General features: G+C 73.7%; 23 protein-coding genes, 1 tRNA gene and 1 pseudogene. 10 read left to right on the top strand and 15 right to left on the bottom strand.

Annotation, left to right across the window (positions count from 1 at the left end; translation table 11 throughout):
- The first annotated feature begins 59 nt into the window (after nucleotides 1–59).
- The 3 genes and pseudogenes from I4I81_RS20420 to I4I81_RS20410 all read left to right on the top strand — a co-directional run bounded on the left by I4I81_RS20420 (nucleotide 60) and on the right by I4I81_RS20410 (nucleotide 2,444).
- On the top strand, nucleotides 60–986 hold the full coding sequence (locus I4I81_RS20420; protein ID WP_218616264.1) for a hypothetical protein: 927 nt from the start codon (nucleotides 60–62) through the stop codon (nucleotides 984–986).
- 8 nt (nucleotides 987–994) lie between these two features.
- Nucleotides 995–1,687 (top strand): annotated as a pseudogene (locus I4I81_RS20415) (nucleoside triphosphate pyrophosphohydrolase); the annotation flags it as partial.
- Between the two features lie 10 nt (nucleotides 1,688–1,697).
- Nucleotides 1,698–2,444, top strand: a complete 747-nt coding sequence (locus I4I81_RS20410; RefSeq protein WP_218606038.1) for a lytic transglycosylase domain-containing protein — start codon at nucleotides 1,698–1,700, stop codon at nucleotides 2,442–2,444.
- Here I4I81_RS20410 and efeB read toward each other — a convergent pair.
- The 4 genes from efeB to I4I81_RS20390 form a co-directional block, all read right to left on the bottom strand.
- A complete protein-coding gene (gene efeB, locus I4I81_RS20405; protein WP_218616263.1) occupies nucleotides 2,423–3,658 on the bottom strand; it encodes an iron uptake transporter deferrochelatase/peroxidase subunit in 1,236 nt (411 codons plus the stop codon). The genes I4I81_RS20410 and efeB overlap by 22 nt on opposite strands.
- Nucleotides 3,655–4,782, bottom strand: coding sequence for an iron uptake system protein EfeO (gene efeO / locus I4I81_RS20400; RefSeq protein ID WP_218606025.1), 1,128 nt, complete (start codon nucleotides 4,780–4,782; stop codon nucleotides 3,655–3,657). The genes efeB and efeO overlap by 4 nt, the downstream gene beginning before the upstream one ends.
- A 35-nt stretch (nucleotides 4,783–4,817) precedes the next feature.
- Entirely contained in the window at nucleotides 4,818–5,636 is an 819-nt protein-coding gene (efeU, locus tag I4I81_RS20395; RefSeq protein WP_218606026.1) for an iron uptake transporter permease EfeU, read from the bottom strand.
- 127 nt (nucleotides 5,637–5,763) lie between these two features.
- Nucleotides 5,764–6,141 (bottom strand): tetratricopeptide repeat protein, encoded by a 378-nt coding sequence (locus I4I81_RS20390; protein WP_218606027.1) that lies wholly within the window; start codon nucleotides 6,139–6,141, stop codon nucleotides 5,764–5,766.
- Between the two features lie 115 nt (nucleotides 6,142–6,256).
- Here I4I81_RS20390 and eno point away from each other — a divergent pair, with 115 nt between their 5' ends.
- The 3 genes from eno to I4I81_RS20375 all read left to right on the top strand — a co-directional run bounded on the left by eno (nucleotide 6,257) and on the right by I4I81_RS20375 (nucleotide 8,650).
- Nucleotides 6,257–7,549 (top strand): phosphopyruvate hydratase, encoded by a 1,293-nt coding sequence (gene eno, locus I4I81_RS20385; RefSeq protein WP_185720040.1) that lies wholly within the window; start codon nucleotides 6,257–6,259, stop codon nucleotides 7,547–7,549.
- A gap of 112 nt (nucleotides 7,550–7,661) precedes the next feature.
- Entirely contained in the window at nucleotides 7,662–8,168 is a 507-nt protein-coding gene (locus I4I81_RS20380) for an FtsB family cell division protein (protein WP_226363480.1), read from the top strand.
- Nucleotides 8,165–8,650, top strand: a complete 486-nt coding sequence (locus tag I4I81_RS20375) for a DUF501 domain-containing protein (RefSeq protein WP_218605007.1) — start codon at nucleotides 8,165–8,167, stop codon at nucleotides 8,648–8,650. The genes I4I81_RS20380 and I4I81_RS20375 overlap by 4 nt, the downstream gene beginning before the upstream one ends.
- A gap of 91 nt (nucleotides 8,651–8,741) precedes the next feature.
- On the opposite strand, the gene I4I81_RS20370 is transcribed toward I4I81_RS20375, so the two are convergent.
- A complete protein-coding gene (locus tag I4I81_RS20370; RefSeq protein ID WP_218605006.1) occupies nucleotides 8,742–10,433 on the bottom strand; it encodes an acyl-CoA dehydrogenase family protein in 1,692 nt (563 codons plus the stop codon).
- Between the two features lie 68 nt (nucleotides 10,434–10,501).
- On the opposite strand from I4I81_RS20370, the gene I4I81_RS20365 reads away from it, so the two are divergent.
- Together I4I81_RS20365 and I4I81_RS20360 are read left to right on the top strand one after the other, a co-directional pair.
- The gene (locus I4I81_RS20365; RefSeq protein ID WP_218605005.1) at nucleotides 10,502–11,443 is read left to right on the top strand and encodes a Ppx/GppA phosphatase family protein; all 942 of its coding nucleotides are present in this window, start codon (nucleotides 10,502–10,504) and stop codon (nucleotides 11,441–11,443) included.
- Nucleotide 11,444: 1 nt separating this feature from the next.
- Nucleotides 11,445–12,152: a uracil-DNA glycosylase gene (locus I4I81_RS20360; protein ID WP_218605004.1), complete on the top strand. Its 708-nt coding sequence runs from the start codon at nucleotides 11,445–11,447 to the stop codon at nucleotides 12,150–12,152.
- Here I4I81_RS20360 and I4I81_RS20355 read toward each other — a convergent pair.
- Both I4I81_RS20355 and I4I81_RS20350 read right to left on the bottom strand, forming a co-directional pair.
- Nucleotides 12,142–12,534, bottom strand: coding sequence for a type II toxin-antitoxin system VapC family toxin (locus tag I4I81_RS20355; protein WP_218605003.1), 393 nt, complete (start codon nucleotides 12,532–12,534; stop codon nucleotides 12,142–12,144). The genes I4I81_RS20360 and I4I81_RS20355 overlap by 11 nt on opposite strands.
- Entirely contained in the window at nucleotides 12,522–12,779 is a 258-nt protein-coding gene (locus I4I81_RS20350; RefSeq protein WP_218605002.1) for an AbrB/MazE/SpoVT family DNA-binding domain-containing protein, read from the bottom strand. Before I4I81_RS20350 ends, I4I81_RS20355 begins: the two co-directional genes overlap by 13 nt.
- A gap of 82 nt (nucleotides 12,780–12,861) precedes the next feature.
- On the opposite strand from I4I81_RS20350, the gene I4I81_RS20345 reads away from it, so the two are divergent.
- Nucleotides 12,862–14,256 (top strand): NAD(P)/FAD-dependent oxidoreductase, encoded by a 1,395-nt coding sequence (locus I4I81_RS20345; protein WP_218605001.1) that lies wholly within the window; start codon nucleotides 12,862–12,864, stop codon nucleotides 14,254–14,256.
- Nucleotides 14,257–14,263: 7 nt separating this feature from the next.
- Here the strand turns inward: I4I81_RS20345 and I4I81_RS20340 are convergent, their stop codons facing one another.
- On the bottom strand, nucleotides 14,264–15,226 hold the full coding sequence (locus I4I81_RS20340; protein ID WP_218616262.1) for a squalene cyclase: 963 nt from the start codon (nucleotides 15,224–15,226) through the stop codon (nucleotides 14,264–14,266).
- Between the two features lie 36 nt (nucleotides 15,227–15,262).
- Here I4I81_RS20340 and I4I81_RS20335 point away from each other — a divergent pair.
- Nucleotides 15,263–15,339: transfer RNA gene (locus tag I4I81_RS20335), tRNA-Leu, on the top strand.
- 370 nt (nucleotides 15,340–15,709) lie between these two features.
- Here the strand turns inward: I4I81_RS20335 and I4I81_RS20330 are convergent.
- From I4I81_RS20330 to I4I81_RS20300, 7 genes are all read right to left on the bottom strand, one after another.
- Nucleotides 15,710–16,144, bottom strand: a complete 435-nt coding sequence (locus I4I81_RS20330) for a VOC family protein (RefSeq protein WP_218605217.1) — start codon at nucleotides 16,142–16,144, stop codon at nucleotides 15,710–15,712.
- A 23-nt stretch (nucleotides 16,145–16,167) separates the two neighbouring features.
- On the bottom strand, nucleotides 16,168–16,812 hold the full coding sequence (locus I4I81_RS20325) for a maleylpyruvate isomerase family mycothiol-dependent enzyme (RefSeq protein ID WP_218605216.1): 645 nt from the start codon (nucleotides 16,810–16,812) through the stop codon (nucleotides 16,168–16,170).
- 61 nt (nucleotides 16,813–16,873) lie between these two features.
- A complete protein-coding gene (locus I4I81_RS20320; protein WP_226363479.1) occupies nucleotides 16,874–18,100 on the bottom strand; it encodes a cytochrome P450 in 1,227 nt (408 codons plus the stop codon).
- A gap of 62 nt (nucleotides 18,101–18,162) precedes the next feature.
- The gene (locus I4I81_RS20315) at nucleotides 18,163–19,128 is read right to left on the bottom strand and encodes an AraC family transcriptional regulator (protein WP_218605215.1); all 966 of its coding nucleotides are present in this window, start codon (nucleotides 19,126–19,128) and stop codon (nucleotides 18,163–18,165) included.
- Nucleotides 19,129–19,177: 49 nt separating this feature from the next.
- Nucleotides 19,178–20,413, bottom strand: a complete 1,236-nt coding sequence (locus I4I81_RS20310) for an RNA polymerase sigma factor (RefSeq protein ID WP_226363478.1) — start codon at nucleotides 20,411–20,413, stop codon at nucleotides 19,178–19,180.
- Complete coding sequence (locus tag I4I81_RS20305; RefSeq protein ID WP_218605214.1) at nucleotides 20,403–20,753, bottom strand: YciI family protein; 351 nt, start codon at nucleotides 20,751–20,753, stop codon at nucleotides 20,403–20,405. The genes I4I81_RS20310 and I4I81_RS20305 overlap by 11 nt, the downstream gene beginning before the upstream one ends.
- Nucleotides 20,754–20,810: 57 nt before the next feature.
- A complete protein-coding gene (locus I4I81_RS20300; RefSeq protein ID WP_218605218.1) occupies nucleotides 20,811–21,911 on the bottom strand; it encodes a serine hydrolase domain-containing protein in 1,101 nt (366 codons plus the stop codon).
- Nucleotides 21,912–21,931 lie beyond the last annotated feature (20 nt).

Genomic DNA, 21,931 nt, shown 5'->3' with positions numbered 1-21,931 from the left:
ATCCGGCGACTCGCGGGCGGGGAAACGGCGACTCGCGGGGGCGTGAGAGGGTGGGCGCCGTGCACAGGCAGGTGGGACGGGTCGTGGCCGCGGTGGCGGTCGTGGGCGCGATGGTCAGCGGGTGCGGGTCGGGCCCGAGTCAGGTCGGGTCGGCGGCGATCGTCGGCACCGACACGATCGCGCTCGACGTGGTGCAGGACCAGATCGCGCTCGCGCTGAGCCCGGAGAAGGCCCAGGCGGTGTCGGGCCGCAACCAGGGCGCGGGCGGCGGATACGGGTCCCCGCAGGTGGCGCGCGAGATCGTCACCAGCGCGATCCTCGGCGATCTCCTCGACCGCCGCACCGCCGAGGAGGGCATCTCGATCAGCGACGCCGACCTCGACGCGGCCCTCGCCACGGCCGGCAGCCCCGACGAGCTCGCCCAGGCCTCGCTCTACACCCCCGAGGTGCAGCGCGAGAAGATCCGCGACGACCTCGCGGCCGCCGCCCTCGGTGCCCGCTACGTCGACCGGCTCGCCGTCACCCTGGAGTTCGTCGCGGTCCCCTCCGAGCAGGAGGCGATCGGGGCCGCCCGGGCCGTCGCGGCCGGTGGCGCCGACGCCGAGGCCGTGTTCGCCGGGGTGCCCGCCGACCAGCGCGCGCAGCAGGTACGGGCCGTCGACAACCCCTCGCTCGCCACCTCGTTCGCCTTCGGCACCGACCCCGGTTCGGTGATCGTGCTGCGCCCCGCGCAGGACGGTGCCCCGTGGACCGTCATCCGGATCCTCGACCGCACCACCGACCTCGTGCCGGAGGGGGCGTCGATCGTCGACCAGCTCGGCCAGTCGGACCTGCAGCTCATCGGGTACCGGATGCTGCAGCCCGCGTCGCAGGAACTGGGCGTGCAGGTCAACCCCCGCTACGGCGTGTGGGACCCGATCCAGCTCGCCGTCGTCGCCGACGACCAGACGGCCGGCTCGATCCTGCCGGCCCCCGCGCCGGAGTGAGCGACTCCCCGCTCCTGCACGCCGTCGAGGTGATGGACCGGCTGCGCTCGCCCGGCGGCTGCCCGTGGGATGCCGAGCAGACCCACGAGTCGCTGCTGCAGTACCTCGTCGAGGAGTGCTACGAGCTCTACCAGGCGATCGAGGACGGCGACCGGGTCGCGGTGCGCGAGGAGCTGGGCGACGTCCTGCTGCAGGTGCTGTTCCACGCCCGCGTCGCGGCGGAGGGCCCCGACCCGTTCACGATCGACGACGTCGCGGCCGATCTCGTCGCGAAGCTGGTCGGGCGGCACCCGCACGTGTTCGCCCCGTCGGGAATCGACACAGCGGAGACCGTCGACACCGCCGTGAAGCAGGAGCATCGCTGGGAGGAGCTCAAGCGCGCGGAGAAGCAGCGGGAGTCCAGCGTGGACGGCGTGGCGACCGCGCAGCCCGCGGTGGCGCTGGCCGCGAAGCTGACCAGCCGCACCTCGCGCGCCGGGCTGCCCGTCGACCTCCTGCCGTCCGGGTCGGGGATCGGGGAGCAGCTCTTCGCACTCGCCGCCCGCGCGAAGCTGGCCGGGATCGACCCCGAGGCGGAACTGCGCACCACCGCCCGCGGCTTCGAAGCCGACGTCCGCGCGGCCGAGACCGCCGCCCGCGACGCCGGGCTCGACCCCCACTCCCTCGACGAGCAGGCCTGGCACCGGTTCTGGCCCCGCTAGTCTGGACGCGGTGAGCTCACGATCCGTCGCCGTCCTCGTCGCTCTCGGGGTGGCGGTCGCCTTCCTCGTCGCGATCCTCCGGGGTGTGTCCGGGGAGCGTGAGTCCCGCGGTGACGGCCTCGTGCCCGCCGACGTCGACCGCGACACCCCGGTCGCCCAGGGCGACCCCCTCCCCGCCGACGGCGACCTCGTGAGCTGGGCGGACGTGACGGCCGGGCGCACCGGAGTCCCGGCCCGCGCGCTGCAGGCGTACGGGGGAGCGGAGCTGGCGCAACGCGCCGACACCCCGGACTGCCGCCTGTCCTGGACGACGCTGGCCGGGATCGCGCGCGTCGAGTCCGACCACGGGAACCTGGGCCGCGCGACGCTCGGCGCCGACGGGGTCCCGACGCCGCGGATCGTCGGCGTCGCCCTGGACGGCTCCGACGGTGTCCGGGAGATCCTCGACACGGACGGGGGTGTGCTCGACGGCGACACCACCTACGACCGTGCGGTCGGCCCGCTGCAGTTCCTGCCGACGACCTGGGAGGCCTACGGCGCCGACGGCGACGGCGACGGCGTGGCCGACCCCCACCAGATCGACGACGCGGCCCGCGGCGCGGCCGCCTACCTCTGCGCCGACGACCGCGACACCGCAGACGGCACGGGCTGGTGGGACGGCGTGCTCACCTACAACCGTTCCGGCGAGTACGCCCGGCTGGTCTGGGCCGCCGCCGACCGCTACGCGACGGCCGCTCAGGCCTCGAACAACGACTGACCCCAGTACGAGCCCTCACCGAGCCCGGCGGGGCAGGCGAACACGGCCGACCCGGTGTGCTCGATGTACTCCATCAGCACGTCGGAGGTGGCGAGTGCGCGCTGCATCGGCACGAACTGCGCCTGCGGGTCGTTCATGAACGCGATGAAGAACAGCCCGGCGTTGAGGTGCCCCTGGCCGTCGCTGCCGTCGACGAAGTTGTAGCCGCGGCGCAGGATCTTCACCCCGCCCAGCGCCTCGGCCGAGGCCAGCCGGATGTGCGCGTCGACGGCGATCCGCGGGGCGCCGGTCTCGTCGACGGCGGCGAAGTCGGCGGGGTCGAACTCGGCGGCCGCACCGATCGGCGCACCCCGGTCCTTCGTCCGCCCGATGATCACTTCCTGCTCGACGAGCGAGGTGCGGTCCCAGATCTCGATGTGCATCCGGATCCGCCGTGCGACGAGGTAGCTACCGCCCGCCAGCCACGCGGGCCCCTGGTCGGGTGACACCCAGACCTGGTCGCGCAGCCCGTCGGGGTCCTCGGCCTTGAGGTTGTTGGTGCCGTCCTTGAAGCCGAACAGGTTGCGGTGCGTCTCCTGCGTCGTCGACGTGGACGACGTGCGCCCGAACCCCAGCTGCGACCAGCGCACCGCGGTGGTGCCGAACCCCATCCGCACGAGGTTGCGCACGGCGTGCACCGCGACCTGCGGGTCGTCGGAGCAGGCCTGGATGCACAGGTCACCGCCGGACAGCGTGGGATCGAGCTGGTCGCCGGCGAACGGCGGCAGGTCGGCCAGCCCGGCCGGCACCAGCGACGGGTCCAGGCCGAGCTTCGCGAACAGCGACGCACCCACCCCGAAGGTCAGGGTGAGCGACGCCGCGGGCAGCCCGAGCGCTTCGCCCGTGTCGTCGGGAGGGGAGTTCGGGTTGCCGCCGGTGGCGCCGCCCGGGGTGGTCTCCGCGCCCGCCGTCATCCGTTCGGCGGCCGCGGTCCAGCGCTGCAGCAACGCCTTCAGCTTCTCCGGGTCGTCGGTGAGCACGTCGAGGGCGACGAAGTGCAGCCGGTCCTGGGCGGGCGTGACGATCCCGGCCTGGTGCTCGCCGCGGAAGGGCACGACGAGCTGGGCGGGGGCCGTCGCGGCCGGGGCGGCGCAACCCGCCACCGCCCCGATCCCGGCGGCCGCCGCTCCCGCCCCGGTCCAGCCCAGCAGGCGTCGTCGGGAGAAGGTGCTCACGACGAGACGACTCCCGCGACCTGGCTCACCGGCTCACCCAGGGCGTCGACGGCCTCGGTCATGGCCTTGACGTCGTCCGGCGTCAGTGCGGTGTAGAGCACGAACCCGTCGCCGTCGCGGTAGTTCTCCAGCAGCGCGTCGACGGCGGCGAAGCGCTCGTCGAGGAGCGGGCCGAGTTCCGGGTCGCGCTCGTCGATGACCGGCCGCAGTGCCGCGATGGCGCCCTGCGAGCCGTCGATGTTGGCGCGGAAGTCCCACAGGTCGGTGTGCGAGTAGCGGTCCTCCTCGCCGGTGATCTTGCCGGTGGCGACCTCGTCGAGCAGCTCCTTCGCGCCGTTGGCCAGGGCGAGCGGTGTGAGCTCGACGGACGGGACGCGGCCGGCGAGCTCGGTGATGTCGGCCATCAGCCGGTCGGCGATGCTCGACGAGTCGGGCTGCAGCCCGTCCTGCCACAGGTCGCGCTCCAGGCGGTGGAACCCGGTGAACTCGACGCCGGGCTCGCCGTCGTCGCGGCCGTCGATGCGGGGGTCGATGTCGCCGAAGGACTCCGCGACCGGCTCGATGCGCTCCCAGTAGGTGCGGGCGACCGGGTACAGCGCCTTCGCCCCCTCGACGTCGCCCGCCTTCACGGCGTCGACGAACTCCTGCGTCTTCGGGACCAGCGCCTCGACCTGCGAGTTGACGTAGCGCGCGTAGCCCGCGGTGGCCTCGGCCAGGCGGGTGTCGGTGTCGACGGAGCGCTCCGCCGAGCCGGTGACGGTGAACGCGGAGCGGATGCCGTCGCCCACCATGCCCGGCTTGCACACCGTCTCGTAGGCGCCGCCCTCCGGCACCTCGACGATGAGCTGCCGCGACAGGCCGGGCCCGATGTTCTCGACCTCGCCCATGATCCGGCCGCCGGTGGCGTAGAGGTAGAACTCGGTCACCTTGGAGCCGCCGTTGGTGATGTCGAACGAGATCGTGCCGGCGGGGGCCTCGGCGGTGCTGACGTCGCACGCGTCGTCGGCGGCGGCGACGGTGATCGGGCCGCCCGCACCGGTGTCGACGGGAGCGGTGCTGGTGCAGCCGGCCATGGCGAGGCCGAGGACGGCGAGGCCGACGGCGGCGGGGGTGCGGCGGGACATGGTTCTCCTCGTGCGGATCGAGCGGGAGCGGTGGATCACGCGGTAGCGGTGGCGCGGACCCGTTGGGGGCGCAGGAAGAGCGGGAGCACCACGGCGACGTAGGCGACCCAGACGGTCGCCTCGATCACGGTGGTGGCCGGGGAGAAGTTGAAGATCCCCTTGAGCAGGACGCCGTACCAGGAGTCCGGCGGGACGGCGGCGCTGACGTCGAAGGCCAGCGTGTTCAGGCCGGGCAGGATCCCGGCCTCCTGCAGGTCGTGCATGCCGTAGGCGAGGATCCCGGCGGCGACGAAGATCAGGAGCCCGCCGGTGACCGTGAAGAACTTCCCCATGTTCAGGGTGACGGCGCCGCGGTAGATCAGGTAGGCGATGGCGACCGCGATCGCGATGCCGAGCAGGAAGCCGGTCAGCGGCTCGGTGCTCTGGCCCGCGGCCTGGGCGGCGGCGAAGAAGAAGAACGCGGTCTCCAGGCCCTCGCGGCCCACGGCCAGCGCGGCCATCAGAACCACCGCTCCCGAGCCCATCGCGAGCGCCTCCTCCATCTTCCCCCGCAGCTCGGAGGACATGGAGCGGCCCGCCTTGCGCATCCAGAAGATCATCCAGGTGACGAAGCCGACCGCGACGATCGACAGCACGCCGCCGAACGTCTCCTGGGCCTCGAACGTCAGCGCCTGCTGGGTGAGCGTGAGGACCAGCGTCACCCCGACGCTGATCGCCACCGCGATGCCGACGCCGAGCCACACCTTCGGCAGCGCCGAGCGCCGGTCGGTGCGCACGAGGAAGGCGATCAGGATGCTCACCACCAGTGCCGCCTCGAGCCCCTCGCGCAGCCCGATCAACAGATTACCGAGCATTCCGTACCCTCCACCCAGCCGAGCCTCAGTAGAGGCAGGGGCAGGCTAACTTGCTGTGTACGCCGGAGGGAAGGGTCGGCAACGGCACATCGCCGCAGGTCAGAGGCGATATGGGCGGATTGTCCGGTCAGTCGTCTTCGAGCGCCATCCGCGCCCGCACCTCGCCCAGCGCCTCCTGGTACTCCGGGCGGGGATCCATCACGGCCGCCATCTTCAGCTGCGCGTGCGCCTCCTGCAGCCGGCCCTGGCGCTGCAGCGCCTTGCCGAGCGCGAACCGGGCGTAGTGGTCGGCGGGGTCGAGGTCGAGCACCCGGACGAACGCCGCCTCGGCCCGCTGGAGCTGGGCGGAGTTGAGGTACGCGCGCCCGGCCAGCAGCTGCACCGAGGCGTCGTCGGGCTGGCTGTCCAGGACGGGCGCGAGCGCCTGCAGGGCGTCCAGGGGACGGCTGCGCGCCACCAGCATCTCGGCGCGCCGGAACGAGGCGAAGAGGTCGGGACCCGTCATGGTCGCTCCCACGTTAAAGCGTGCGGACCCGCCAGTCGACACCTGCGCGGGGAACGGGGGCCCGCCGACTACCCTGGCCGCGGAACCCGAGATCACTGCATGGAGCGGAGCACTGGTGGCGGTCATCGAGCAGGTCGGCGCACGGGAGATCCTCGACTCGCGGGGCAACCCCACGGTCGAGGTCGAGGTATCGCTGGAGGACGGCACGCTGGGCCGCGCCGCGGTCCCGTCGGGCGCGTCCACGGGCGAGCACGAGGCGGTCGAGCTGCGTGACGGCGACCCGTTGCGCTTCGGCGGCAAGGGCGTCGAGAAGGCCGTGAAGAACGTCCTGGACGTCATCGCGCCCGAGCTGAAGGACATGGAGGCCGTCGACCAGCGGCTGATCGACCAGGTCCTGCTCGACCTCGACGGCACCCCCGACAAGTCCAAGCTGGGCGCCAACGCGATCCTCGGCGTCTCGCTGGCGGTGGCCAAGGCCGCGGCGGAGTCCTCCGGGCTCGACCTCTACCGCTACCTCGGCGGGGCCGGTGCGCACGTGCTGCCCGTGCCGATGATGAACATCATCAACGGGGGCGCGCACGCCGACAGCTCCGTCGACGTGCAGGAGTTCATGATCGCGCCGGTCGGCGCGGAGTCCTTCCGCGAGGCCCTGCGCTGGGGCGCGGAGGTCTACGCGTCGCTCAAGTCGGTGCTCAAGGCCAAGGGCCTGGCCACCGGGCTGGGCGACGAGGGCGGCTTCGCCCCCGACCTCCCCGGCACCCGCGCCGCGCTCGACCTCATCGCCGAGGCCGTCGAGAAGACCGGGTACACGCTGGGCCGCGACATCGTGCTCGCGCTCGACGTCGCCGCCACCGAGTTCCACAGCGACGGCGTCTACTCCTACGAGGGCCGCAAGCTCTCGTCGGCGCAGCTCTCCGACGTCTACGCCGAGCTGATCGGCGCCTACCCGCTCGTCTCGATCGAGGACCCCCTCGACGAGGACGACTGGGAGGGCTGGGTCGGGCTCACCTCGGCGATCGGCGACAAGGTCCAGATCGTCGGCGACGACCTGTTCGTCACCAACCCCGAGCGGCTCGAGGAGGGCATCGCCCGCGGCGCGGCCAACGCGCTGCTGGTGAAGGTCAACCAGATCGGCACGCTGTCGGAGACGCTCGACGCCGTCGCGCTGGCCCACATGTCCGGCTACCGCTGCATGATGAGCCACCGCTCCGGCGAGACCGAGGACACCACGATCGCCGACCTCGCCGTCGCCACCGGCTGCGGCCAGATCAAGACCGGCGCCCCGGCCCGCTCCGAGCGCGTCGCGAAGTACAACCAGCTGCTGCGCATCGAGGAGTTCCTCGGCGACGCCGCGCGCTACGCGGGCGACCTCGCCTTCCCCCGCTTCACCCCGGTGCAGGGCAGCTGACATGCCCACCCCCGGCGAGTTTGCCGTCCCCGCCCGGCGAGTTCGCCGATCCCGCCCGGCGAGTTCGCCGATCGCGCCCGGCGGATCGGCCGTGCGGACGGGCGGCTGACCCGTGCCGGAAGAACGCACCCGCACCCGCCGGACCGCGCGTCCGGCGGGCACGGGCACCGGGGCGGCGCGTCGGCGCACCCGCGAGCCGCAGTTGACGAAGGTCCGCTCGCGCGCCGGCACCGTCGTCGCCGCGACCACCGGGATGCTCGGCGTCTCCTCGACGCGACGGGCGGCGGTGCTCGCGATCGTCGTGTGCGCCCTGGCCCTCACCGTCGCCGTCCCCCTGCGCAACTACGTCGCCCAGCAGCAGGAGCTCGCCGCGGTCACCGAGCAGCAGGAGGCGCTCGCGGCCGAGGTCGACGAGCTGTCGCGGGAGAGCGCCCGGCTCTCGGACCCGGCGGTCACGGCGGCGGAGGCGCGGTCGCGGCTGGGCTACGTCGCGCCGGGGGAGACCCCGTACGTCGTCCAACTCCCGGTGGATCCGACGACCGAGGTCGTGGCGGACCCCTTCCGCGACGAACCCTGGTACCGGCGCCTGTGGCGCGACACCACGGAGGGGCCGGCATGACGGGGATCTCCGCCGACGACGCCGCTGCGGTGGCGGCCCAGCTCGGCCGTGCACCGCGGGCCGTGCGCGACGTCGCGCACCGCTGCCCGTGCACGCTCCCGTCGGTGGTGCAGACCGCGCCCCGGCTGGAGGACGGCACCCCGTTCCCGACGCTGTACTACCTGACGTGCTCGCGGCTGAACTCCCGCATCGGCAGCCTGGAGGCCGCGGGACGGATGCGCGAGATGCAGGACCGCCTCGCCGACGACCCCGAGCTCGCCGACGCCTACCAGCGTGCCCACGACGCCTACCTCGCCGAGCGCGACGCGATCGAGTCGCTGGGTACGGCGGTGAGCGCGGGCGGGATGCCGGACCGCGTCAAGTGCCTGCACGTGCACGTCGCGCACGCGTTGGCCGCGGGCCCGGGCGTCAACCCGTTCGGCGACGAGGCGCTGGCCGAGCTGGGCGAGTGGTGGACGACGGGACCCTGCGCCCACCCCTGACCCGCGAGTTTGCCGTGGGCGCGCAGCGAGTGTGCCGACGGCGTGCGGGCGTGATCGGCCAACTCGACGAGCGGGGTCGGCAAACTCGCGCTCAGTGGTGGGGGGTGACCCGGGCGGTGAGGGCGTCGATGTGGGCCGCCGCCGGCAGGGTGCCCGATGTGCGCCACGGCCCGTCGGGCAGGAACCGGCTCGCCACGAACGCCCGCCCCACCTCCTCCGGGGCGAAGCGCAGCAGCAGGCTGCCCTGCAGGCACAGCGCGAGCATCTCGGCCAGCCGCCGGGCCCTGCGCTCCTCCCGGCTGCGCAGCTCGATGCGCAGTTCGTGCACGGCGCGGTCGAACCACTCGTCGATGCCCCCGGCGAGGTCGATCTCGGCGAGCACCGCCTCCACCGAGTCGGGTTCCCGGGTGACGGCGCGCAGGACGTCGAGCGCGGTGACGTTGCCCGAGCCCTCCCAGATCGAGTTGAGCGGGGCCTCGCGGTAGAGCCGCGGCATCCCGGACTCCTCGACGTACCCGTTGCCGCCCAGGCACTCCAGCGCCTCGGCGACCGCGGCGGGTGCGCGCTTGCACACCAGGTACTTCGACGCGGGCAGGGCCAGGCGCAGGAAGGCGCGCTCCCCGCGGTCGACCGCCCCGGCGAGGCGCATCCCCAGCGCGGTGGCGGCCTCGGACTCCAGTGCCAGGTCGCCGATCACCGCCTGCATCAGTGGCGTCTCGCCGACCACCGACCCGAACGCGCGCCGGTGGGCGACGTGGTGCGCCGCCTCCGACAGCGCCGCGCGGATCACCGCGGCCGAGCCGAGGACGCAGTCGAGCCGCGTCATCGACACCATCTCGATGATCGTCGTGACGCCGCGACCCTCGTCGCCGAGCCGCCAGCCGGTGGCCCCGACGTACTCCAGCTCGGCCGAGGCGTTGGAGCGGTTGCCGAGCTTGTCCTTGAGGCGCTGCAGCCGGATCGCGTTGCGCGACCCGTCGGGCAGCACCCGGGGCAGCACGAAGCAGGTGAGCCCGCCCGGGGCCTGCGCGAGCGTCAGGAACACGTCGTTCATCGGGGCGGAGGTGAACCACTTGTGCCCGGTGAGCCGGTACGTGCCGTCGGCGCCCGGGACGGCGACGGTCGAGCCCGCGCGGACGTCGGAACCGCCCTGTTTCTCCGTCATCGACATGCCGGCGAGCAGCCCCGCCTTGCGCGACGGCTCGGCGAGCCCGAACTGGTAGGTCGGGGTCTGCAGGCCGGGCAGGTACGCGGCGGCGAGATCGGGGTCGGTGCGCAGCGCGGGTACCGCGGCGTAGGTCATCGAGATCGGACAGCAGTGCCCGGCCTCCAGCTGGCTCATCAGGTAGAAGCCGGCGGCGCGGGCCACGTGCGCGCCCTCGCCCGGCCCGGCCAGCCACGGGCGCCCGTGCAGGCCCCAGCCGACCGACTGCTTCATCAGCCAGTGCCACGACGGGTGGTAGTCGACCTCGTCGATCCGGTGGCCGTAGCGGTCGTGCGTGCGCAGCACCGGGGGATGGGTGTCGGCGAGGCGGGAGTGCTCCCGCGCGTGCGGCGACGCGACGAGCGCGGCGAGCGTGCCGAGGTCGCCCAGCGCGTCGCCCGCCCCCTCGCGGATGAGTGCGTCGGTGAGCGCGGGGTCGCAGGCGAGGGCGTCGAACCCGGCAAGGGGCGGCGGCTGGTTCTCGACGACGTGCGTGGCGCCGTCCGGCGGCCGGGGCCGGTCGTCGGTCGGGGTGTGCTGGGCCGGGACCCGCACGCCCTGGTCGCTGCGCGTGGTCATGCGGGAAGGGTAGTCGCGCGCAGGCGTTCCCGTACGGTGATCGCGCCGGAACGAACCGAGGAGAATGCATGTCGCGAGTGGCCGCCATCGACTGCGGGACGAACTCGATCCGCCTGCTCGTCGCCGACGCGAGCCCGGACGGCTCGCTGCGCGACGTGCACCGCGAGATGCGGATCGTGCGGCTGGGTCAGGGCGTCGACGCCAGCGGGGTGCTCGCTCCCGAGGCGCTGGAGCGCACCCGGGTCGCGCTGGCCGACTACACCGCCGTGCTGCGGCGCAAGGGCACCGAGCGGGTGCGGATGGTCGCCACGTCGGCCACCCGCGACGCCGCGAACCGCGAGGACTTCTTCGGGATGGTCCGCGACACGCTCGGCGTCGACGCGGAGGTGATCTCCGGTGACGAGGAGGCCGCGCTGTCGTTCGTCGGCGCGGTCGGCGACCTGGACGCGGAGGACGGCCCGTTCGTCGTCGTCGACGTGGGTGGGGGGTCGACGGAGCTGGTGGTCGGCTCGCTGGTGGACGGCACGGCGCAGGTCACCGACGCGCGGTCGGTCGACGTCGGGTCCGTCCGCATCACCGAGCGGTGCCTGCACGGTGACCCGCCCACCGCCGACGAGGTGGCGCAGGCCCGGAAGGTCGCCGCCGGGATCCTCGACGAGGCGTTCGCCGCCGTCCCCGTGTCCGACGTGCGCACCTGGGTCGGGGTCGCGGGCACGATCACCACGCTGTCGGCCGTCGCGCTCGGGCTCGACGAGTACGACTCCGCCGCCGTGCACCTCTCGCGCCTCACCGGCGACGACCTGCACCGCGTCGCGGGGGAGCTGCTCGGGGCGTCGCGGGAGGAGCGCGGGAGGTACGGCGCGATCCACCCGGGCCGCATCGACGTCATCGGCGGCGGGGCGCTGATCGTCGACGTGCTGGCCCGCGAGCTGCGCGAGCGCGCCGGGATCACGGAGCTGGTCGTCAGCGAGCACGACATCCTCGACGGTATCGCCCGCTCGATCCTCTGACGTGGCCCGCGCCGGGTACCGGAGCGTCGCCGAGCTGGACGCGGCGCTCGTCGACTGCCGGGCCTGCCCGCGCCTGGTCGACTGGCGCGAGCAGGTGGCGCGGGAGAAGCGCGCGGCGTTCCGTGACGAGGAGTACTGGGGCAGGCCGGTGCCCGGGATCGGCCCGGCCGACGCGCGGCTGCTGATCGTCGGCCTCGCGCCGGCCGCGCACGGGGCCAACCGGACGGGCCGCATGTTCACCGGTGACCGCTCCGGCGACGTGCTGTTCGCCGCGCTGCACGCCGTCGGCCTCGCGAACCAGTCCACGGCCGTGCACCGCGACGACGGGCTGGCACTGCACGGCACCCGCATCACCGCGCCGGTGCACTGCGCCCCGCCGGACAACAGGCCGACGCCGCAGGAGCGCGACACCTGCAGCGCCTGGCTGCGCGCCGAGCTCGCCCTGCTGCGGCCGCGGGCGGTGGTGGTGCTGGGCGGGTTCGGCTGGCAGGCGCTGCTGCCGCAGCTCGCCGCGGCCGGCTGGGAGGTGCCGCGCCCGCGTCCGAAGTTCGGGCACGGGGTGCAGGTGGAGCTGGCCGGGCCGTGGCCGCTGCGGGTGTTCGGCAGCTACCACGTGAGCCAGCAGAACACCTTCACCGGACGGCTCACCCCGGCGATGCTGGAGGACGTGCTGCGGGCGGCGGCGGGTGCCGCGGGGCTCAGCCGATGACCTGGACCCGGGGATCGACGCCCGCGAGCCGCCGGTCGCAGGTGAGGACCACCGCGTCGTCGACGATCCCGGTGGCGACGACCACCGCGTCGGGGAGCCGGAGGGAGCGGTGCTCGCCCCGCAGCTCTGCGGCCGCCAGCGCGACCTGCTCGTCGAGCGCGCGAACGGGCCCGAACAAGCCGACGATGCGTCGCCGCAACTCGGTCGCCGTCGCGTTGCGGTAGGCGCCCACCATGGCCTCCGACAGGACCGACGCCGGTAGGACGTAGACGTCCTCCCGAGTGCGGGCGGCAGCGATCTCGGTCCGCACCGCCTCGTGATGCGCATCGTCGCGCCGGAACAGCGCGATGACGACGCTCGAATCCAGCGCTATCGATCCCATTCGTCCCGCATCTCCTCGAGCTCCTCACGGGTGGTGATCCCGAGGTCGGACCCGGCTGCCTCCTCGAACAGGTCCCACCACGGATCCCGGTGCCGGACCAGCCGGAACACCCCGTCCTCCACGACCTCGACGCGCAGCACGTCACCCGGCCCCACGTTCGCCTCCCGGAGCGCGGCGACGGGCAGCGTGATCTGGTTCTTGCTGCTCACCTTCGTCTTCGCCTCGCGCTTTACCTCAGCGGTCATGAGTAAAGGATAACACCGGACCGTCACATGTATCACCCTTCGGCGACGCGTGAAACCCCCGTGCGGGTGGGAACATGAAGGCATGGCTGGAAACACGAGGATCGTCGTGGTCGGTGGCGGATACGTCGGGATGTACACGGCGCTGCGGCTGCAGAAGAAGCTGCGCCGCTCCGAGGCCGAGATCACCGTGATCGACCCCCAGCCCCACATGACCTACCAGCCGTTCCTCCCCGAGGCCGCGGCAGGCTCCATCGAGCCGCGGCACGTCGTCGTACCGCTGCGCAAGGTGCTCAAGAAGTGCCAGCACCTCACCGGCCGGGTCACGAAGATCGACCACTCGCAGCGCGAGGTCACCGTCGAGCTGGCGGCCGGGCACGTCACCACCGTCGGCTACGAGGTGCTCGTCGTCGCTCCCGGGTCGGTCGCGCGTACGTTGCCGATCCCCGGGCTCGCCGAGGTGGGCATCGCGTTCAAGACCGTCGGCGAGGCCATCTACCTGCGCAACCATGTGCTGTCGCGCCTCGACGCCGCCGCCACCACGATCGACCCGGCACTGCGCCGCCGGTTGCTGACGTTCCTCGTCGTCGGAGGTGGCTACGCCGGGATCGAGGCGCTCGCCGAGCTGGCCGACATGGCCCGCTACGCCAGCCGGTACTACGAGACGATCAACCGCGAGGACATCCGCTGGATCCTCGTGGAGGCGGCCGGGCGGATCATGCCCGAGGTGGGTCCGAAGATGGGCCGCTACACGGTGGAACGCCTGCTCGACGCGAACATCGAGGTCAACCTCGACACCCGCGTGAAGACCCTCGAGGGCGGTCACGTCGTCCTCGACGACGGCCAGTCGTTCGACGCCGACACCATCATCTGGACCGCGGGCGTCAAGCCCAACCCGATGCTGGACCACACCGACCTCCCGCGCGATGACCGCGGCCGCGTCGTGTGCACCACGGAGCTGCAGGTCGAGGGCATGCCCGGCGTGTTCTGCGCGGGCGACTGCGCGTCGGTGCCGGACCTGTCGAAGGACGACCCCGAGGCCAAGACCAGCCCGTCGGCCCAGCACGCCGTGCGCCAGGCCAAGACGCTGGCCGACAACATCGTCGCCCACATCCGGCAGCGGCCGCTCAAGCAGTACAAGCACAACTACGCGGGATCGGTCGCGAGCCTCGGGCTCTACAAGGGCGTCGCGGAGATCTACGGCATCAAGCTGCGCGGCATCGTCGCCTGGTTCATGCACCGCACGTACCACGTGAGCCGGATGCCCACCTGGAACCGCCGCATCCGCATCGTCTTCGACTGGACGGGCGCGCTGTTCCTGGGCCGCGAGGTCGTCTCGCTCGGGCAGATCAACGACCCGCGCGCCGACTTCCACCGGGTCGCCGGCACCCTGCCCCACTCGGCCGCCGTTGCGGTGAGCGCGAACCCGCCGGTCGGTGACCCGCAGGAGGAGCGCGTCCCCGCGTCGCGCCCGGCCTGAGCTCGGATCAGCGCGAGTCCCACCACGCGAGTACGCGCGACCCCGCCAGGGTGAGCCACTTCGACGGGTCGCCCGGCGGGACGTCCACGTCGAACCAGACGCGTCCGGCGTGGCGCCCGCCCTGGAGCCACGTCCCGTCGGCCTGCCGGGCGGCGCGGACCATCCCGACGGCGTCGGCCATCCGGGGGTCCGTGGCGTCCGCGCACCGGAAGTGCTCGACGGCCCCCAGCACGCTGTAGGCCCAGCGCGGGGGATGGACGAACTCGGCGGTCCACGACCCCACCGGCTCGCCGGTCGACCGGCGCCGGAACAGGTCGCGCTCCAGCAGGTACTCCTCGCCGCCGCGCCGGGCAGCGCGGGCGGCGTCGGTGCCACCGGTCGCGGTCTCGTGGGCGAGCAGCCCCCGCACCGCGTTGAGCGTGGAGTGGAACGACGACCGCGTCGAGCCCTCCACCCACTCGCAGTTCCAGCCGCCGTCGGGCAGCCGGTGCTCGACGAACCGGTCGACGATGCCGCTGACGTCGACGCCCAGCCACACGCCGTTCATGACGGTCCAGGCGTTGATGCAGCAGTCGACCTCGCCGTCCCAGTACGGCAGGTCGTCGTACTCCCAGAGGCAGTGCTCCGCGAGCAGTTCGGGGGTGCGGCGCGCCTGCAGCACGGCCGGGTCGAGTCCCCACTCGCGCAGGGAGTTGAGCGACCACGTCGTGGCCGTCCACGGCTGCCCGGGTTCGTCCGGTGCGGTCCCCGCGCGGACGTCGGCCGGGAAGAACGCCCCACCCGCCCACTGCCCGTCGGGATCCTGCAGGGCGAGCAGTCGTGCGCCGAACCCCTCGGTCGCGACGCGGGCCCGCGTCGCCTCCCACACCCGCGGCGGCTCGCCGAGCAGGTCCCGCTCGACCTGCCAGCGCAGGGCGGGGTCGGAGTCGAGCAGCCAGTCGGTCGGGATCCCGGTCAGCACGGGGAGCATCGTGCCGCACACGATGCGGTGGGAGGATGGGGACGCGTCCCCGTGGCCCAACCGGCAGAGGCAGGCCCCTTAAAAGGGTTGCAGTGTGGGTTCGAATCCCACCGGGGGCACCACGAGGCGGTGGCGGTCACCGGCTCGAAGCGGCCCACGCGGCTACCCCCGACGCCGTCAGCCGTGCTCCGTCGTCCCGCCCTCGGGGAACCAGACGAAGCTGCCGACGCCGTAGTCGCCCTGGTGGGTGTGCAGCGTGCCCTCGAGGACGTCGATGCCGTGCCAGGTCCACGAACCCGGCGCGGCAGACCATCTTCACCGCCATCGCGCCCGTGTCCGGGTCGTCGAGCAGCGGCACGTGCTCGAGGTCGGCGTCGATCGCGGGCACCGAGAAGTCCTGTCACGGCTCGTTGACGGTGTCGACCACGGTCAGTTCCACGGGCTTCGGTCCATCGGTTACGGGAGGAGGCCAGGACCGTCGACACCCGTCCGCTATCCCCGTCCGAAGTCCGGGAGGACCAGGGACCCGTCCTCGGCGAGTCTGAAACCGGGGTTGTGCGCGACCTCCCACGCGTGGCCGTCCGGGTCGGTGAAGACACCGGAGTAGAAGCCGATCACGTTGACAGCAGCGGGCTTCGTCACCGTGCCGCCGGCGCCGACCACGGCGGTGAGCACGTCGTCGACCTCGGCGTCCGACCGGACGTTCTGGGCCAGCGCGATCCCGCCGAACCCGCGGCTGCGCTCGTCGGGCAGGCGGCAGTCGGCGGCGAGCCTCGCCCGGTCCCAGAGCACGATGGCGATCCCGCCCGCCTGGAAGAAGACGGTCTCCTCGACCTCCTGGCCGCGCCACCCGAGCGCCTCGTAGAAGGTGCGGGCCCGCGCCAGGTCGGCGACACCGAGCGTGACGAGGCTGAGGCGCTGCTCCATGCCGGGCACGGTAGCGAACGGGATCAGCCCAGCCGCCCGGCCAGCAGCGCGAGGCCCGGGCCGTCGAGCGCGTCGAGTCCGGCGGGACGTCCGGAGGCCACGAGGAGCAGGTCGATGTCGCGTCCGCGCACCTCCGGCCCCGCGCCGAGGGTCCAGCCGGTGTCGGTTGAGACCAGCCGCACCCCGGCCAGCCGACGCGGCGCGCCCATGAACCTGTTCGTCGCAACGTGGGCGAGTGCGGCGGCCACCACCTCCGGCGGCGAGTCGTAGGGCGTGCCGAGCGGGCGCGCGATGTCCTGACCGTGGACGACGAGGTCCATGAGCGGGTCCAGCGGGGCGCTGCCGGGGAACCGCCGCCTGGAGTCCGCGCTCTCCCGCAGCAGCCCGACCAGCTCGGCCGTGGTGTGGGCCGCCGCCCTCCCTGCGGCGAGGTCGATCTCCATCCGGTCGAAGTCGCCGCGGGCCCGCACGGCGGCCCGCAGCAGCCCCGGGACCGTCGTGCGCGTGGTGGTCGTGAGGTGGGCGACGACGTCGCGGACCGTCCACGCGCAGCACAGCGACGGCGTCCGCCACTGCTCGTCGGTCAGTCCGGTGACGTGGTCGGCGAGGCGGTGGCGCTCGGCGGCGACCGCGGCGTCGACGGCCGGCCGGTCGAGGGAGGGTGTCATGGGGATGGAGACCCGCCCGGGTCCCCGGAATCATCGCGGTCCACCGCGCCGCGTCCCGGACTCACCAGGTGACGTCGAGCGACTCCAGACCGCGGAAGAAGTAGCTGGCGATGTAGACCGGCTCGTACCCCGGCGCGAGGCCCATGGCGGGCAGGCGCCGCACGAGGTGCTCCAGCGCGACCCGGATCTCGGCCCGCGCCATCGGCGCGCCGGGGCAGACGTGCAGGCCGCGGCCGAAGGCGAGGTGGTCGCGGACGTTGGGGCGGTCCAGGTCGACGGCGTCGGGATCGGGGAACACCGACTCGTCGCGGTTCCCGGATCCGAACAGCAGCAGCAGCGGCGTGCCCGCCGGGAGGTCGGTGCCGCCGAGGGTGGTGTCGCGGGTCGTGAGCCGGAACAGGCCGCGGTGCGGGGCGTCGCGGCGCAGCACCTCCTCGGTGGCGCGCGGGATCATCTTCACCGGGTCGGCCAGCACCCGCTCGCGGATCGACGGCTCCGCCAGCACGGCGTACATCGTCGAGGTGATCGCGTCGCGGGTCGTGTCGAAGCCGGCGACGCGCGCGGCTCCGCGGACGATGCAGTGGGTGTACTCGTCGGGCAGGCCGGGATGGCCGTTCGCCCCGTGGATCAGGTCGGAGAGCAGGTCCTCACGCGGGTGGGCGCGGCGCTCGTCGATCAGGGCCTGCAGGTAGCGCGTGTACTCGCCCATCCGCTCGGCCGCGGCGAGGTGCGCCTCCACCGGTGCGAGGGGGTTCCACAGCGTGGTCTGGTCGTCGGTCCACACCTGGATCTGCGCGGTGTCCTCGGCCGGGAAGCCGATGATCGCGCTGATCACCGTCTGCACGAACGGGATCGCGTAGTCGGCGACGAGGTCGGCGCCGTGCGCGGGGAACGCGTCGATGAGCGCGTCGGCGGTGGCGTGCATCGTCGGGAGCATCGCCCGCACGCGGGCCCCGGTGAACCCGGCGTCGAACACCCGGCGGACAGGGGTGTGCGCGGGCTCGTCCTCGTTGACGACGGCGTTGGTCTCGGGCACGTTCCCGCGCCGCAGCATCTCGACGACCTCGGGCGCGTTCGCGTAGATCTTCGGGACGGCCGGTGCCGACGAGTAGGTCTGCGGGTCGTCGATGACGGTCCGCAGGTCGTCGTAGCGGGTGACCATGTACGCGCCCAGGGTCGGGCTCAGCTGCAGCGGCCGGGCCCGCGCCGCGCGGTAGAACAGGTGCGGGTCCTCCCGGTGCGGGGAGACCATCGGGTTGAAGTCGGACGCGTCCGTGGTGGTGGTCACGACCCGACGCTAGGTGTGGCGCGGGTCACGGTCGATCCGCTGCGCGCACGCGGCCGATCCGATCAGCGCAGTTCCCGCAGGGTGTGCGAGGGCGGGCGGCCGTAGCGCTCGCGGTAGGCGGCGGCGAACCGGCCGAGGTGGGTGAACCCCCAGCGGCCGGCGACGTCGGCCACGGAGGAGCGCGCGGGATCGGCGGCCAGCAGGTCGAGGTGGGCCCGTTCCACCCGGATCCGCCGCAGGTGCGCCATCGGGGCGACGCCGACGTGCCGGGCGAACCCGGCCTGCAGCCCTCGGGTCGTCAGCCCGACCCGCCGGGCCAGGTCGGTGACGGTCCACGGCTGCTCCGGGCCGTCCTCGAGCAGCTCGACGGCCCGGCGGACGGTGGCAGGGCGCGGTGCGGGCGGGAGCTCGTCGAGCAGGCCGCGGAACGGGTGGTCGGCCGCGTGCAGGAACCCGGCGACGACGCTGCGGGCCAGCGGCCGGGCCACGACCGGTCGGCCCAGCGGACCGTCCGGGTCACCGGCCAGGTCGATCAGCGCCGACGCCAGGCGCCACCACTGCCGTCCCGGGCCGCTGCGCAGGTCGAGCCGGGGCGCGAGGGCGACGGTCGAGCGGATCGGGCGGTCGGTCAGCTCCTCGAGCGTCTCCTCCAGCGCGGTGCGCTCGATCTTCAGGCCGAACAGCCGCCCGCCGCCCGCCCATCCGTGCAGCCGGGCGCACCCGTCGGGCCGGTAGACCGCGGCGGTCCCGGGGTCGGCGCAGACATCGGCGTGCCCGGTCCAGGTGCGCAGGTCCCCGTCGAGCGGGACGTTGATCTCGTACCCGGTCTCCAGCTCGTCGGTCTCGACGCGGACCTCGCCGCTGTAGGCGAGCAGCCCGGCCGAGACGGTCCCGAGCGACACGGCCGACAGCGACATCGCGAAGGTGCGGGGGTCGTGGGCGACGGTGAGGCGGTGCGGGAAGTAGACGCGGCCGCACTCGACGCGGGCCTCGGACTGGTCCGTGGTCGTGATCGACGTGCTCGGCATCGTCGCCTCCGCGGTGTCGACGTCCAGCCTGCCGTCCGCCGGTCACGGGTCAACGGCGGCGTTCCGCATCGGGGAACGGGCCGGAGTTGCCGCGCAGCAGTGCCCGCTCGGCCTCGTTGTCGGTGCGGGCGAGTGCGGCCGCGTCGGCGAGCACCGCATCGTCGGGGCGGCCGAGGCGGCGGAGCAGGTCGGCGCGGATCGCGTGGAACAGGTGGTAGCGGTCGAGGTCCAGGCCGTCGACGATCTCCAGTGCCGCGGCGGGCCCGTCGATCTCCGCGACCGCGACGGCCCGGTTGAGCGCGACCACCGGCGTCGGGGTGAGCGTCAGCAGCAGGTCGTAGAGGGCGAGGACCTGGGTCCAGTCGGTCGGGGCGTCCCGATCCACCGAGTCGCTGTGGACGGCCTGGATCGCCGCCTGCACCTGGTAGGGCCCCGGCCGGTCGCGGCGCAGGCACGCGCGGACGAGGTCCCGGCCCTCGGCGATCAGGCGGGCGTCCCACAGCGCGCGGTCCTGGTCGGCGAGGCGGACCAGCGCCCCGGTGGCCGTGGTGCGGGCAGGGCGGCGCGACTCGGTGAGCACCATCAGCGCGAGCAGGCCCGCGACCTCCGGCTCGTCGGGCATCAGGTCGTGCAGCAGCCTCCCGAGCCGCACCGCCTCCGCGCACAGGTCGGCGCGCACGAGCGCGTCGCCGCCCGGCGCCGTGTGCCCGGTCGTGAAGATCAGGTAGACGACGGCGAGCACGGACCGCAGCCGGTCGGGGAGCTCCGCCTCCGACGGCACCCGGTACGGGATGCGGGCGTCGCGGATCTTGCCCTTCGCGCGCACGATCCGTTGCGCCATCGTGGGTTCGGGGACGAGGAACGCCCGTGCGATCTCCGGGGTGGTCAGCCCGCCGAGCAGGCGCAACGTCAGCGCGACCTGCGCGGCCGGGGCCAGTGCGGGGTGGCAGCAGGTGAAGACCAGGCGGAGCCGGTCGTCGGTCACGGCGTCCTCCTCGTCCGCGGTCGGGTCCGACGGGGTGTGCAGCAGGGCGGCCTGCGCGTGCCGGGTGTCCCGCGTCGACTCGCGGCGGTGGCGGTCGATCGCGCGGTTGCGGGCCGTGGTGATGATCCAGCCGGCCGGGCTGGGCGGCGGCCCGGTCTGCGGCCAGCGCTGCACGGCCGTCGCGAAGGCGTCCTGGACGGCGTCCTCGGCGAGGTCGATGTCGCCGAGGACGCGCGTCAGCACCGCCACCGCGCGGCCGTACTCCGCGGCGAAGATCCGCTCGATCTCCTCAGGGCCCACCGTGCACCGGACGCACCTCGATCGACAGCGGCGCGAGCACCTCCGCGAGCCGCCGGCCCCAGTGCAGCGCCTCGTCGAGGTCGTCGGCGCGGATCACCGTGAACCCGCCGATGTGCTCCTTGCCCTCGACGAACGGGCCGTCGGTGAGCAGGGCGTCGCCGTCGGCGGCGCGCACGACGGTCGCCGTCGACGGGGGGTGCAGCGCCGCGGAGAACAGCCACGTGCCGGCCGCCCGCATCTCGGCGTTGAGGGCGTCGAGGTCGCGCATGATCGGGTCGAGCACCTCGGGCGGGGGCGGGTCACCGTCGGGCTGGTAGATCGAGAGCAGGTACTGGGGCATCGGGTCCTCCTTCGTCGTCCGCATCCCACACGAACGCGGCGGTGCCGGATCGACACCTCACCCCTCCACGATCCGCCAGAAGTCCGACCACACCTCCGTCGGGCCCTGCGACCACTCGACCTGCGTGAGCAGGATGCCCGTGACGCGGGTGCCCGGGTGGGTGCTCCAGGACGTGCCGAGGCCGCCCTCCCAGCCGTAGCGGCCGTCGGTGCGCACGGCCACGCCGAAGCCCCAGCCGAACCCCTCGGGGAGGAGGACGCCGTCGGCCTGGCCGGGGTCGAGCTGGTCGCGCGTCATCTCCGCGACGACCGCGGGCGGCAGCAGGTCGCCGGTGCGCAGCGCCTCGCTGAACGCCAGGTAGTCGTCGACGGTCGACACGAGCCCGCCCGCACCCTGCGCGAACGCCGGCGGACGGCTCCACGCGCCCGTCGCGGGGTCGTCGGAGACCACGCCGCCGGGCCGGTACATCGTGGCGAGCCGGTGGACCTCCGTCGCGGGGACGTGGAACCCGGTGTCGCGCATGCCCAGCGGTGCGAGGATCCGGTCCCGCAGCAGGTCGGGCAGCGACGAGCCGGCCGCGCGCGCGAGCAGCACGCCGAGCACGTCGGACCCGGTGCCGTACATCCACCGCTCGCCCGGCTGGTGCAGCAGCGGGAGCGTGGCGAAGCGGCGGATCCACTCGTCGGGGGCGGGCGGCGTCTGGGTCCCCGGGGCCCCCTGGGCGAGGCTCAGGTCGTCGACGGCGCGCTGGATCGGGTGCTGCCCGGGCGGGGCGAGGACGAGGCCGAAGCCGAGGCGGAACGTCAGCAGGTCGCGGACGGTGATCGCCCGGTGGGCGGGGACGGTGTCGTCGAGGTCGGCGTCGACGCTGCGCAGGACGCGGCGGTCGGCGAGCTCGGGGAGCAGCCGGTCGACGGGCTCGTCGAGGTCGAGCAGGCCGTCCCCGATCAGCAACATGGCCGCCGCGGCGACGACCGGCTTCGTCATCGAGCTGATCCGGAAGATCGAATCGCGCTCGACCGGCGGGCCGTCGTGGTGCAGCCGGCCGAACGTCGCGACCCGCACCTCGTCGTCGTGGGCGACGAGCGCGACGAGGCCGGGGATCTCCCCGGAGTCGACGTGTCGGGAGAGGGGGGACAGGTCCGGCGTCGTGGTCACGTCAGGAGGGACCGGTGGGG

The sequence above is a fragment of the Pseudonocardia abyssalis genome, from assembly GCF_019263705.2.
Lineage (GTDB): Bacteria > Actinomycetota > Actinomycetes > Mycobacteriales > Pseudonocardiaceae > Pseudonocardia > Pseudonocardia abyssalis.
This window is presented reverse-complemented; position numbering and strand designations above follow the sequence as displayed.

What these genes read in the sequence shown, in the direction of transcription:
- efeO (WP_218606025.1), bottom strand. Translation starts at nt 4,782, where the DNA reads ATGTCCCGCCGCACCCCCGCCGCCGTCGGCCTCGCCGTCCTCGGCCTC.
- efeU (WP_218606026.1), bottom strand. Translation starts at nt 5,636, where the DNA reads ATGCTCGGTAATCTGTTGATCGGGCTGCGCGAGGGGCTCGAGGCGGCA.
- I4I81_RS20390 (WP_218606027.1), bottom strand. Translation starts at nt 6,141, where the DNA reads ATGACGGGTCCCGACCTCTTCGCCTCGTTCCGGCGCGCCGAGATGCTG.
- I4I81_RS20375 (WP_218605007.1), top strand. Translation starts at nt 8,165, where the DNA reads ATGACGGGGATCTCCGCCGACGACGCCGCTGCGGTGGCGGCCCAGCTC.
- I4I81_RS20370 (WP_218605006.1), bottom strand. Translation starts at nt 10,433, where the DNA reads ATGACCACGCGCAGCGACCAGGGCGTGCGGGTCCCGGCCCAGCACACC.
- I4I81_RS20365 (WP_218605005.1), top strand. Translation starts at nt 10,502, where the DNA reads ATGTCGCGAGTGGCCGCCATCGACTGCGGGACGAACTCGATCCGCCTG.
- I4I81_RS20355 (WP_218605003.1), bottom strand. Translation starts at nt 12,534, where the DNA reads ATGGGATCGATAGCGCTGGATTCGAGCGTCGTCATCGCGCTGTTCCGG.
- I4I81_RS20350 (WP_218605002.1), bottom strand. Translation starts at nt 12,779, where the DNA reads ATGACCGCTGAGGTAAAGCGCGAGGCGAAGACGAAGGTGAGCAGCAAG.
- I4I81_RS20345 (WP_218605001.1), top strand. Translation starts at nt 12,862, where the DNA reads ATGGCTGGAAACACGAGGATCGTCGTGGTCGGTGGCGGATACGTCGGG.
- I4I81_RS20340 (WP_218616262.1), bottom strand. Translation starts at nt 15,226, where the DNA reads ATGCTCCCCGTGCTGACCGGGATCCCGACCGACTGGCTGCTCGACTCC.
- I4I81_RS20330 (WP_218605217.1), bottom strand. Translation starts at nt 16,144, where the DNA reads ATGGAGCAGCGCCTCAGCCTCGTCACGCTCGGTGTCGCCGACCTGGCG.
- I4I81_RS20325 (WP_218605216.1), bottom strand. Translation starts at nt 16,812, where the DNA reads ATGACACCCTCCCTCGACCGGCCGGCCGTCGACGCCGCGGTCGCCGCC.
- I4I81_RS20315 (WP_218605215.1), bottom strand. Translation starts at nt 19,128, where the DNA reads ATGCCGAGCACGTCGATCACGACCACGGACCAGTCCGAGGCCCGCGTC.
- I4I81_RS20305 (WP_218605214.1), bottom strand. Translation starts at nt 20,753, where the DNA reads ATGCCCCAGTACCTGCTCTCGATCTACCAGCCCGACGGTGACCCGCCC.